The following is a 12,445-nucleotide window of genomic DNA, read 5'->3' on the forward strand; positions in this document are numbered from 1 at the left end:
CTCACGACACAACAAATCGGTTGAGCACAAAATGAATGTTGGTGTAAGAGAACCTTGCACCAACATTTTCCATCACAACATTTCAGCGTGAACCTTAATTATAAATAGGTTGCCATAAGCAGACTTTCTGTTGCTTACGTTGGTCATACAGCCATGTATATTGGCAATGATTATCGTAACTATATCGCCCAGTCTGAACCTTATATGGCCCAAAACTCACACCTTGTAAAGATTGAAAACGCCCTTGATAAAGCAATGAGAAGTGCAAGTGAGGGCCGGTGGACGATCCACCTTCACACAAAGCAATGGAACGCTGATTAGCATAAACACCCAACTTACTGTCTTTCGTCACCCACTGATTATTCGCGACTTGGATTCCGTCCATATGGTAATAGTTCGTCGCCCAACCGTTTGGATGCGTCACGCGCAGTTGGCACCGAGACATCACCGACACGTAGCCATCATGCGCGGCCGTTACACTGTAAGTTGGCGCGCCCCAAGCTGGCCAATCGTAAGAAACGTCGATTGAAGAAAGCGGAAAACCTGAGCCACTGTGCGCATGCGTACCGTTAGGTATCCACTGATACCCTTTGCGCCATGGCCACTGCATAAACCCCTCACTAGGCGAAGCAATGAGGTTTCCCATACGCATAGGAGCTGGTGTGTTTTGTGGTTCGCTGAAAGCACCAAACCAAAGCTCATATTGCGATTTCCATAATGCCCAATCATCCACCCGATTCAATTGCTGCATGACCGCTAACGTCGCAGCATTGTATTGAAGAGCCGATGAACTTTCTTGATAGTGATAAAAACGCTGAGACAGTTGATTCGCAATATCTTTGATCTGCCGCTGTCTATCGTCCAAGCTTTGATCCAAAGCACTCTCTTGTTCTAATAACGCTAAAGTGGTCAATAACACTCGAGGATCAACCCCCGTTGCCCCAGCCCAATGGCTAACTGACTCGACAAGCTCAAGCCAATTTGGCTGATGGGTACCAATAAAATCTTCAATATTGAAAGGACGTTGATGAGGTCGAAAAACAAACTCATCATCGCTAATCAGAGAAAATGGCAGTTGGCTCTCTGCAAGCTGCGCTTCGTTAAGCCGTGGAGTATCGACATCAGGATACAACTGATGGCTTACCACCATTGGGCTAAAACAGATAAACCATGTCACTAAAGAAGATTTGGTTAGATTCATTACACACCCTCCATATGAATTAAATTTCACATAGAGTGTGGCACAAAATATTCGTGGGATAGCTAAGAAGGTGCGTTTTGCGAGGCCAGTAGGAGCAAGATGTAATAAGATGAAAGCGATGAAATTATCAACACTCTGCACAAAAGTACCATCGGAGTAAAAAACCGAACGGATGAACATGAAAAACAAAAGCCCCGACAACTTTTTGAGTTATCGGGGCTTTCTTGAATAAATGGCGCGCCCTGTAGGATTCGAACCTACGACCACATCCTTAGAAGGGACGTGCTCTATCCAGCTGAGCTAAGGGCGCGCTACAGGGACAGGATTATACGAGTTGAACTCCGTAAATCAATCGCTTTCTCTAACATTCTGTTTCAAATGCCTAAAAAACTGCCATTTGCTAACCATGTGACGAAAAACAGAACAAAGCAAACGTTTGCTTATAGATGTTACTTTAAATATCTGCGACAATGCGCCCAAAAATATTTGCGACCAATGTGTAAGGAAAGCCATGACTGCTCAAAATATTGATGGGACACTCATCTCCCAGACGGTTCGCTCTGAAGTAGCGGCGCGGGTAAAAGCTCGCACTCAAGTGGGCCTTCGAGCTCCGGGGCTAGCGGTGGTGCTGGTGGGAGAAGATCCTGCGTCACAAGTGTATGTCGGCAGCAAACGTCGTGCTTGTGAAGAAGTAGGTTTTGTTTCTAAATCCTATGATCTTCCAGCAACTGCAGGTGAAGAGGAGCTACTGGCGTTAATCGATAAGCTCAATGCCGACCCTGAAATTGACGGCATTTTAGTGCAACTGCCCTTACCTGCTGGGATTGACACAACCCATGTGCTTGAACGCATTGTTCCTGAAAAAGATGTCGATGGTTTTCACCCTTACAATGTGGGCCGTTTAGCCCAACGCATTCCTAAACTGCGCTCTTGCACGCCCAAAGGGATCATCACTTTGCTTGAGCGCTATAACGTTCAACTGCGTGGTAAGCATGCGGTGATTGTGGGCGCATCCAATATTGTCGGCCGACCAATGACGTTAGAGCTGCTACTGGCTGGTTGCACCACAACCACATGCCATCGCTTCACTAAAGATTTAGAGCACCATGTTCGCCAAGCTGATTTGTTGGTGGTGGCCGTTGGTAAACCCAATTTTATTCCCGGTGCATGGATTAAAGAAGGTGCCGTGGTGATTGATGTGGGCATCAACCGCTTGGAGTCAGGCAAACTGATTGGCGATGTCGAGTACGATGTAGCGCGCACCAAAGCAAGCTTGATCACCCCTGTTCCGGGTGGTGTCGGGCCAATGACGGTTGCTAGTTTGATTGAAAACACCCTGTTGGCGTGCGAGCAATTTCACCCCAATAACTGATCTTGTTATTGATTATTGCTAGTGGTTATTGATAGCTATGATCAGCGAGCCAAAGAACCCCAGCACTGCGCTGGGGTTCTTGCGTTACAAACCAACTTAGCCTTTATTGGGCATTATTCATTTGCGTCAGTTTATTGCCTATTGGCGTAGAGAAATTGTAGCCGTCGTGTTCGTCCCAGTTAATAGACCATGTCATCACACCACCGTAGTTAGGGTAGTTGAAACTCGGTTTCACCGTCGCGCAAGAGGTTCCCTTGGTTAAGCAGTCCAACGCATCAAGAATGTTTTGCGTGGGCGCTTGCCCAGAGTTGGCAGAGCTCGAGCCAGAAGGCAAACCGATTGCAACTTGATCGTCACGCAGTGGTTCAAAGCGTGAACCATCGGCCAAATCAAACCCTTCTAACAGCATTTTTGATTGAGCGACCATCATATCCACCGAACCTTCAGGAGCTGCACCCGGTAGATAAGGGTTTGGTAACCCACCGTTGTTATAAAGCTGAACATGAAGTAGATCGAGTGTGTCACGAACCTCATTGATGATAGGAATATACGCACCCCAAATGCCGCTATAAGCCACCATTCCTCCTTGAACATAAGGGTGTTCTGGTGCCATGGTCAGGTACATATCACCGCCGATGTTGGCTTCAATTTGCTTTAATGCCCGGCCCAAGCGCGCTTGAATTTGCGAGCCATGCATTAAGTTAGAACCACTTTCTAAATCAACATCCAAGCCATCAAAACCCCACTCTTTGATCAACGCCGTCAAACTATCAACAAAGTGCGCTTCATCACTGTCAGTATTGAGCGTAATGTTGCCTTCAGCGCCACCAAGTGACAAAACAAAAACTTTGCCTTTGGCTTGCAAGGCCGCCATATCTTGCTTGAACTGGGTAGCATCTAAGGCGGGACAGCTACTATGCGCATCGCCTGCGAAAAGATTGAAATGCACGGTTCCATTACTGTTGCGGTCATTATCGGCAAATGCAATATCGATCACATCCCACGCATCAGACATATCAGCGAGACGCATTGGGCAGCCAGCAGCATTGACAAAATTATGCCAGTAACCGATCAATTTGTGCTTTTTCTGTGTCTGTTCAACCACCTTCACGGCAGCTGCGTCTGACAATACACTACTGCCTGCATCATAAGCTTGCGCAGCCACTGTGTATTCGCCGATAGCCGTAGGTGTCCAAGTGTAGGCATAAGGCGCACTGGTATCAGTTGCGACCACCGCTCCATTCACTAAGAAATCGACTTTAGAAACAGCACCAGTGAGTGACGTCGCATTGGCAGCAATATTGACTGGTTTACCCAAACCGACGGTTTGCCCTGACGTTGGCGATGTTAACGACACCACTAACGCTTGATCGCTCACTGAAACGTTAATCTGACTTTCAGCGCTATTATTGTCATTATCGGTTGCGATGGCTTTGAGTGTGGTACTTCCGACCTTGCTCGCAACCCACTCAACCGAATAAGGCGCTTGGTTTACTACGCCAAGGCTCGTGCCATCAGCAAGAAATTCCACTTGTACTACACTGCCATCGGCATCATTAGCTTGTGCACTGAGCAGGATGGTAGAACCAGCCAGAATCACTTCATTATCAGCAGGGCTTGTCAATGAAACGGTAGGTGGCGTGGCGCACGCGCCCATTCCTGTCCACGCTTCTTGCCAATAACTTCCTTTGCCCGGCTCATAGGCCCACGCTGAGCTGGAAGAGCACCAACCTGCGATATCACAACGGAACTTTTGATTATTGTTTTGCACCAGTTCTCCCGCAGCGTAACTGCTACCCGCCACATAGGTTGCTAAACCTGCACAACCACCACTTGAGCCTCCAGATACAACTAAGGCGACCTCTTGGCTATGAGTCGTTTGGTTATCATTATCCGTCGCTTTGGCTTTAAAGGTGTGAGAACCTGAGACAGCAGTCCAATCGTGGACATAAGGTTCTGAAGTATCTGAAGCGACGAGTTGTCCATCCACATAAAAATCAACTTGCGTGACGGTTCCATCCGAATCGGTAGCATTAGCACTTAGCGTCAATGAGTCACCAGCCGCTAGCTGCTCAGCACCTGTTGGGCTGGTTAAGGAGATGGAAGGAGGTACTAAACCACCAACAGGCGTAACCGAGATGGTTGACGCTGTTGACGTAGTCGCACCCTGATTATCAGTGGCAATTGCAGTCACTTGGGTTGCGCCTAAAGCGGCAGTCCAATCGGTTTGGAAAGGCGCTTGTGTGATGACGGCGATCGACACGCCATCAATCAAAAATTCAACCTGTGCCACGCTACCATCGCTATCAGACGCCGTGGCTTGCAGCGTGATTAAGCTGCCTTGTGGGATTTGTGCATTATTGGCAGGAGAAACGAGATTTAGCGTGGGTGGAACATTGCCACCACCGCTGTCACACTGCCCGAGTGATAGCCAAAATGCCCAAGGGCCGTTATTGCTTGCAGGATCATTTCCCTGCGTCCAATAGTTAGCTTGATAGGCTGCGTTAGATTGCGTCACTTTATCGCCGGACGTATAAATGGCGGCCGTATCCCAAGAGCCCAAGCCATCACAGTTATAGGCTTGAGCTTGGTAGCTTATCCCTAACGTTGTAATAATGGCGGCTCTGAGTAGATAAGAACTCATTGTTCTCTCCTTTGCTTATGAATAATTAACCCGTTCCCAAGTAACTTGACGTGGTGGCCTGCAATACGCGAGATAAAGACAAGGCAACATCAAGTAGGCAGGGTATATAACTAATAAGCTAGAGGACGAGAATTGCACTCTAAATAACTGATAATTTTAATTATCTCAGCTCAAAATCACGGCATGATTTCAACATCAACACCGCTTGCAAATCTTTTTCGGCGGACTTCACGAACTCACCTAATCACATGTCGTTGAGAAATTGATATGGTCAATATTATTTTGGTGAGATGGATGGATAAAAATGCCGGCTCTGTTAGCCGGCATCGAAAATACAAAATGTATGGTGGGTTTTCGTAACCAATAGAAACGCTACGTTTATAGCGACAAAATAACCCCAGCAAGCGCAGCACTCATCAAGTTAGCCAGCACGCCAGCGCTGATCGCTCGAAAACCATATTGAGAGATGAAGCTGCGACGCTCTGGCACCAAACTGCCCAAACCACCGATCAATACTGCCATGGTCGAAATATTGGCAAAGCCGCACAGAGCAAAAGTTACAATCGCTTGAGAATGTTCACTGAGCGAATCTTTTACGTCCATCAATTGGATAAAAGCGACAAACTCGTTCACGACAATTTTATTACCAATCAGTGAGCCTGCCGTCATCGCTTCGCTCCATGGAATACCCACCAGCCACGCAACTGGAGCAAATAGGTAGCCTAAAATCAACTCAAAACTAAGAGTTAAGCCAAACAAACCGCCCACCCAGCCCAATAGGCCGTTGAGTAGCGCTATCACACTGATAAAGGCCAGTAACGTTGCCCCAACCGCAACCGCGATACGAAGCCCAGACATTGCACCATCAGCTACGGCTTCAACCACATTGGTTGCTTTTGGTATCTCAACCTCTTCATTGGCAACCTGCTGACTTTGCGCTTCGGTTTCCGGCACCAAAATTTTCGCCATCAACAAACCGGCTGGAGCTGACATAAATGCCGCCGCAATAAGATAGTTAAGGTTAACGCCCAGTGAGGCATAGCCCACTAACGTTCCGCCCGCAACCGAGGCTAAGCCACACGTCATCACCGCAAAAAATTGCGAATCACTCATGTGCTTTAAATAAGGCTTAACGACTAACGGCGCTTCAATCATGCCGACAAAAATGTTCGCCGTGGCTGACAGTGACTCTGCACGCCCCGTACCCAATAATTTTTGCAAACCACCGCCAATCAAATTAATCACTTTAGGCATCAAACCAATGTGGTACAAACCGGAGATCAAAGCGGAGAAGAAAATGATGATGCCAAGCACATTAATCGCAAACACAAAACCGACGCTACCATTGGCTAAACCGCCAAAGAGAAAGCCAATTCCCTCTTGCCCATAATTGATCAAATTCGACACCGCACCCGTGACACTGTTGAGCACTTCTTTCCCCATAGGGACATACAGAACCAATAGTGCAAAGCCTACTTGCAATAAAAAAGCGAGCGACACGGTTCTAAGTTGGATGTTTTTTCTATTGGTAGAAAGTAGCCAAGCCGTAAATAAGATGGCGACGACGCCAAGTAATGAGTTCATTTGCTGTCAATCCAGATAACGGGGATAGGAAAGGCGCGCATTCTATCGTGCGAAAACGAATGCGCAAGTCGCAAATGTTACAGAGGTGTGCTTAAAAATAGCAGCCTTAAGCCTCTTGTTTCAAGCTGTTGATTTGTAACAAGCTAAACGATTGCCTAGGCTTATCTTTTTCATATAGAAAAGATGTTTCTGAGTTTGGAAATAATAATTCGTACTCATTACACTTTTGTCAAACGGATGTAAGGCTCTAACTGAGTATCCCAGTAGCAAGGTGTACCGATTAAAGCCTTGATAAATTCAATCACGGCTGAGGTTTTCTTCGGCATATGTTGTCGGCTCGGGTAAACCGCATAAAAAGGCATGCTTTGATTTGCGTGCCAATCTGGCAACAACTGGATCAGTTTACCAGTTCGAAATTCATCTCGAATTAAATAAGTCGCCAAGTAAGCAACACCCCACCCTGCCACGGCGGCGTCACGGACGGCTTCGGCTAAATCCACCGAATAGTTACCCGACACATTGATGTTGATCTTTTGCTCTGGATTAGCAAACGACCAACTGGTGTAATCTCGCTCCCAACTACGGTAGATAAGACAGTTGTGACCTAACAGATCACCGGGTGTCTGAGGGGGTGAATGGTTTAATAAGTATTCCGGTGACGCCGCCAGCACAAATTGGCAATCGGCGAGACGTTGCGCCACGTACCCTTCCGGCAAATGTTCGTTGTTGGTCACCCACAAATCAAGCCCTTCTTCGAGCATATCGACTCGATAATCGAACAAATGCACTTCCACTTGCAGTTTTGGATAACGCTGACGAAGCGCCTCCAGTGCTGGCAAAATGTGCAAAGAACCAAACGACTGTGAAAGACCAAGCTTAATCAGCCCAGACACCTCATCACGCTGGCTTTCCATTTCAGACTGCGCAGCATCCATCAACCCAACGACCGCAATACAATGGCGATAAAAAGCCTCTCCAGCCTCGGTTGTGGTGAAGCTGCGGGTGGTTCGCTGAACGAGCTTCACCCCGAGCGAGGCTTCCAGTAAGGCCAACTGCTTACTAACATGCGATACTGATACGCCTAAGCTTTTGGCCGCAGCGGTAAAGCCTTGATGTTTGATTAACGCAGCAAATATCACCATTTGCCCTGCACGTTCAACTAGCACACGCTCTCCAGAAATAGCAAAGGGCTCATGATGAGCCCTTTGCGTTCAATTAAGGTTCAAATCAATAGGTAATTCTATCCGCCAAATGGCTCACCGCGAGGGCGAAATAATATGAACGGTTCCACTTCATCAACACATTATAGTTGTTGTATACCAAGTAAACGCGGCCATTTTCATCATCTGGCATGATAAGCCAAGCTTGAACGTTGTCTAAATTAGGCAGTGGTTTACCTTCGTAACGGGTAATACCGAGCTTGTTCCACTCTCTCAATGATTTCCCTTTTTCGGGCTGTCGCCCTTCTAAAGTGCGGTCAAAGCCATGCGGAACTTTAACTTGACGGCCCCAAGTGTATTTATCATCCCATCCCGATTGGCTGAGATAATTGGCCGTCGACGCGAATACATCTTCCTTTGAGCGCCAAATGTCTTTTTTGCCATCGCCATTACCATCGGAAGCGAACGCCAAAAACGAACTCGGCATAAACTGGCATTGTCCCATCGCGCCAGCCCATGAGCCTTTCATCTCATCAGCTTGGATATGACCTTGCTGTAGAATTTGCAACGCGGCCATCGTCTCCTTGCGGAAAAATTCTTCTCGACGACCGTCATAAGCCATAGTCGTCAGCGCATCAATAACACTAAAACCACCGGTCAACGCACCAAAATTACTTTCTACGCCCCACAAAGCCACGATAAAGCGCGGTTGCACGCCATATTGTTCGCCAATGCGGCTAAGCTCTGCATAGTGCTTTTCATACAGCGCCTTTGCTTGGTTCACTTTCCATTCTGGAACCGCGCGTGGGATATATTCATCCAGCGTTAGTTTCTTTTCTGGTTGATTGCGATCGGCCGTCACAGCACGTGGCTTGTACTCCACATTTTTAAACGCATCGATTAAAATTTGCTCTGAAATGCCTTCATTTCGTGCTTGCTGCTTCAAGCCTTCAACATAGTGTTCAAAACTAACCTCATTCGCCATCAATGGCGTGGAGAGGCTTAATCCCAATACGACTGACAATAACTTTCTCAAATCGTCCTCCTTGAGCTGAAAACTTAGCTATCTTTTTGCTGAGCCTTTTGCTGCTTATATTGTTCTAATAAATTTTGTGGCGGTGGCGGTAACTGTAGGAAAAAACCCTCATTTTCTAGAGACTCTTTTACTTTTTCAATGTTCACTTGGGCAAGTGTACGCCCTTCCAGTTTCACTACCATGACTAAAGTAGGTTTACCGAACATCGCCATTAATGTGTCAGGAACCTGTGAAAAGTCATCCTTTTTAGTAACGTAGAGATAGGCACCTTCTTTTTTAGAGCTTTTGTAGATAGAGCAAAGCATGACAAACCTTTTATTGTAATAAACTGGCTTTTCGAGCCAATTAAGTTAGAAACGTTAAACTTTTACCAAATTTGAGATTAAAACAAACATTTGACCGCAAGATAACTTGCTGAGCTAAGTCAGGGAATATAACATGACAACCCTAGTTTCAGGCAACGCCCTTTCTAGTGAAGCCATTAGTTATTGAGGTCAATATAAGATGTCGAATACTCCTGACCTAAAAGGTAGCAGTTTTACTTTGTCAGTGTTACACCTTTGCGACAGTGAAGTTGCCAATACCGTTGAGTTTCTCAAGGAAAAAGTCGCCCAAGCTCCTGCTTTTTTTGCCTCTGCACCTGTGGTGATCAATATTGCTAAAGTGATTGGCGATATTGATTTTGCGATACTCAAACAAGGCATCACTGAAGCGGGAATGATCCCGGTCGGTGTGACAGGTTGCCGTGATAAACGCAGCCAAAACTTAGCCTCAGAAGCTGGCTTTGCCGTGATGGCGGCAAGCAAGTCGCCTTCTCAAGCACCCGCTCAAATAGCGCCAACCAAGGTGATTCGCACGCCCATTCGCTCTGGCCAGCAAGTGTATGCCAAAGATAGCGATTTAGTGATCCTCAATCACGTCAGCGCGGGGGCCGAAGTGATCGCCGATGGTTCAATTCACATTCATGGATCACTGCGCGGAAGAGCCATTGCCGGTGCCAGCGGCCAAACGGAAGCAAAAATTATTTGTCACGATTTACAAGCAGAGCTGGTCTCCATTGCTGGAAATTATTGGCTTAGCGATCAAATTGAAAGTGAGTTTTGGCAGAAGAAAGTGATGCTCAGCATGGTTGATGATTCACTGCATTTTGAAACGCTCACGATTTAAAATTAACAAGGAAAACATAATGGCACGCATTATTGTTGTAACGTCAGGAAAAGGCGGCGTTGGTAAAACAACCTCAAGCGCAGCAATTGCTTCTGGCTTGGCTTTAAAAGGTAAAAAGACAGCGGTCATCGATTTTGATATCGGTCTGCGTAACCTTGACTTAATCATGGGTTGTGAGCGCCGCGTGGTGTACGACTTTGTCAACGTCATCAACGGTGAGGCGACACTTAACCAAGCGATGATCAAAGATAAACGCACCGAAAACTTGTTTATTCTGCCTGCCTCACAAACCCGTGATAAAGATGCGCTCACCAAAGAGGGCGTAAAGCGCGTTTTGGATGAACTCGATACGATGGGCTTTGATTTCGTCATTTGCGACTCACCAGCAGGTATTGAGCAAGGCGCGTTGATGGCTTTGTACTTTGCTGATGAAGCGATTGTAACGACGAACCCTGAAGTCTCTTCCGTGCGCGACTCGGACCGCATTTTAGGGATTTTGGATTCCAAATCAATGCGCTCAGAGCAAGGCTTAGAGCCCGTTAAACAGCACCTTTTATTGACCCGTTATAACCCTACTCGCGTGACACACGGTGAAATGTTGAGCGTGGAAGATGTTGAAGAGATTTTACATATCTCTTTACTTGGCGTGATCCCAGAAAGCCAAGCGGTGCTTAATGCCTCCAACAAAGGTGTTCCGGTTATTTTTGACGATCAATCAGACGCAGGCCAAGCTTATGCTGACGCTGTCGAGCGCTTATTAGGGCAAGAAGTCGAGTTTCGTTTTCTAACGGAGCAGAAAAAGGGCATCTTTAAACGACTTTTCGGGGGTTAATATTATGTCTCTACTTGAGTTTTTCCGACCACAAAAGAAAACGACCTCAGCAAGCCTTGCCAAAGAGCGTTTGCAAATTATCGTCGCCGAACGTCGTAGTGAAAATGACCCTGCACCGACCTATTTGCCTCAATTGAAAGAAGACATTCTCAAGGTGATCGCCAAATACGTCGCGGTTGACCCTTCGATGGTTGAAGTCTCTTTTGAGCACAAAGATGATGATATCTCTGTGCTGGAATTGAACGTGAAACTGCCAGACGAAGAAAAGTAATCCTTATGATAAAAGAGCCTGCAAAATTGCAGGCTCTTTCTCTTTACTAACCAATTTTACTCAACCAATTTGTTGAGCCGTTCACCGAGAATAGGTAAGCGCCAGCTCTGCATCACATCCGGCAATTGCGCGGGATCTCTCTCTTTCTTCCACACCCAACTCAATAGCTGGTTGAGCTGTTTTTTAGAGGCTAAAAATTCAGTCGCTAAACCCGTGGTTTGAGACACTGATTTGACTTCATCTTTCAACCGTTTAAACAACTGTTTATAGCCGGGATAGTCCATCAAAGGGTCGATTTTAGGTGGGTATTGATCAGCCGGAGTCTGCTGGCCCGCTTTCACCAATGCAATGATTTTGGCACTGTGACGTTGAATCGATCTCGGATCGGCCCCTTCATCAATCATGCGGCTGGCACTCGTCAATCCCAAACGAGCGATAGTCAGCAAATCTGTCTCTTTGACCACAAAATTAAGCGCCAAATCACGGCGTACCGCCTCTTCGTAGCGCCAAGTAGCTAATGGTTTGAGAATCGCTAATTCTTGCGGTGTTAGTTGCCATGCCCCTTTGATATCCAAATAGGCCAAATCGGGATTAGTCTGTTTAATGCGTTTGACGCTCAATAGTTCAGATTCTTGCTGCGCCGCTTGCCACCAGCCCGCCTGCGTCACTTTATCGAGTAATTTCTCGTAAATCGGCAGCAAATAAAACACATCGGCGGCAGCGTAATCCAACTGCTTTTGCGATAAAGGCCTTGCTAACCAATCAGTACGCGATTCACTTTTATCAATTTCAATCCCTAAGAATTCATTGACCAATGCGGCAAATCCGGTAGACAGTCCATGGCCGAGAAAGGCCGCCATTACTTGTGTATCGACCATTGGAAAAGGTGTGCAGCCAAATGCATTATGAAACACTTCGAGATCTTCACCACACGCATGCAGCACTTTGAGCACGGAGGTGTCTTGCAGTAGCTCGACAAAAGGGGCCATGTCATCAAAGGCAAGTGGGTCGATTAAAGAGAGGTTTTCACCATCATAAAGCTGGATCAATCCGAGCTGTGGGTAAAAGGTACGCACTCGGACAAACTCGGTATCGAGCATCACCACATCGGCATCTCGCGCGGCAAGGCATACACGTTGTAGGTCGTTAGGCTGGGTAATTATTTGGTAGTTCACTAA

At 46.7% G+C, this 12,445-nt stretch carries 11 protein-coding genes and 1 tRNA gene; 4 read left to right on the forward strand and 8 right to left on the reverse strand.

The features are described from left to right. Window positions 1–94: 94 nt before the first annotated feature. Complete coding sequence (locus AACQ42_RS09935; protein ID WP_094165711.1) at window positions 95–1,201, reverse strand: M23 family metallopeptidase; 1,107 nt, start codon at window positions 1,199–1,201, stop codon at window positions 95–97. A gap of 233 nt (window positions 1,202–1,434) precedes the next feature. Next, window positions 1,435–1,511, reverse strand: a tRNA-Arg gene (locus AACQ42_RS09940). Between the two features lie 201 nt (window positions 1,512–1,712). On the opposite strand from AACQ42_RS09940, the gene folD reads away from it, so the two are divergent. Continuing rightward, complete coding sequence (gene folD, locus AACQ42_RS09945) at window positions 1,713–2,573, forward strand: bifunctional methylenetetrahydrofolate dehydrogenase/methenyltetrahydrofolate cyclohydrolase FolD (RefSeq protein ID WP_010317168.1); 861 nt, start codon at window positions 1,713–1,715, stop codon at window positions 2,571–2,573. A gap of 103 nt (window positions 2,574–2,676) precedes the next feature. On the opposite strand, the gene AACQ42_RS09950 is transcribed toward folD, so the two are convergent. From AACQ42_RS09950 to AACQ42_RS09970, 5 genes are all read right to left on the reverse strand, one after another. Next, on the reverse strand, window positions 2,677–5,217 hold the full coding sequence (locus AACQ42_RS09950) for an Ig-like domain-containing protein (RefSeq protein ID WP_094165712.1): 2,541 nt from the start codon (window positions 5,215–5,217) through the stop codon (window positions 2,677–2,679). A 378-nt stretch (window positions 5,218–5,595) separates the two neighbouring features. Continuing rightward, window positions 5,596–6,801: a NupC/NupG family nucleoside CNT transporter gene (locus AACQ42_RS09955; protein ID WP_013857209.1), complete on the reverse strand. Its 1,206-nt coding sequence runs from the start codon at window positions 6,799–6,801 to the stop codon at window positions 5,596–5,598. A 218-nt stretch (window positions 6,802–7,019) separates the two neighbouring features. Continuing rightward, a complete protein-coding gene (locus tag AACQ42_RS09960) occupies window positions 7,020–7,967 on the reverse strand; it encodes a LysR family transcriptional regulator (RefSeq protein WP_094124456.1) in 948 nt (315 codons plus the stop codon). Window positions 7,968–8,028: 61 nt separating this feature from the next. Next, on the reverse strand, window positions 8,029–8,997 hold the full coding sequence (locus AACQ42_RS09965; protein ID WP_013857211.1) for a lytic murein transglycosylase: 969 nt from the start codon (window positions 8,995–8,997) through the stop codon (window positions 8,029–8,031). Between the two features lie 23 nt (window positions 8,998–9,020). Continuing rightward, window positions 9,021–9,302: a YcgL domain-containing protein gene (locus tag AACQ42_RS09970; protein WP_094129503.1), complete on the reverse strand. Its 282-nt coding sequence runs from the start codon at window positions 9,300–9,302 to the stop codon at window positions 9,021–9,023. 199 nt (window positions 9,303–9,501) lie between these two features. Between AACQ42_RS09970 and minC the strand changes: the two genes are divergently transcribed. Genes minC through minE form a run of 3 tightly spaced genes read left to right on the forward strand, consistent with a single transcriptional unit; the run spans window position 9,502 to window position 11,267 of the window. Next, a complete protein-coding gene (gene minC, locus AACQ42_RS09975) occupies window positions 9,502–10,164 on the forward strand; it encodes a septum site-determining protein MinC (protein WP_013857213.1) in 663 nt (220 codons plus the stop codon). Between the two features lie 19 nt (window positions 10,165–10,183). Further along, window positions 10,184–10,996, forward strand: coding sequence for a septum site-determining protein MinD (gene minD / locus AACQ42_RS09980; RefSeq protein ID WP_094165713.1), 813 nt, complete (start codon window positions 10,184–10,186; stop codon window positions 10,994–10,996). Window positions 10,997–11,000: 4 nt separating this feature from the next. Continuing rightward, a complete protein-coding gene (gene minE, locus AACQ42_RS09985; RefSeq protein ID WP_010317176.1) occupies window positions 11,001–11,267 on the forward strand; it encodes a cell division topological specificity factor MinE in 267 nt (88 codons plus the stop codon). A 56-nt stretch (window positions 11,268–11,323) separates the two neighbouring features. Here the strand turns inward: minE and rnd are convergent, their stop codons facing one another. Further along, window positions 11,324–12,442: a ribonuclease D gene (gene rnd, locus AACQ42_RS09990; RefSeq protein WP_017044578.1), complete on the reverse strand. Its 1,119-nt coding sequence runs from the start codon at window positions 12,440–12,442 to the stop codon at window positions 11,324–11,326. Window positions 12,443–12,445 lie beyond the last annotated feature (3 nt).

The sequence above is a fragment of the Vibrio sp. V12_P9A6T4 genome, from assembly GCF_963874835.1.
GTDB lineage: Bacteria > Pseudomonadota > Gammaproteobacteria > Enterobacterales > Vibrionaceae > Vibrio > Vibrio anguillarum.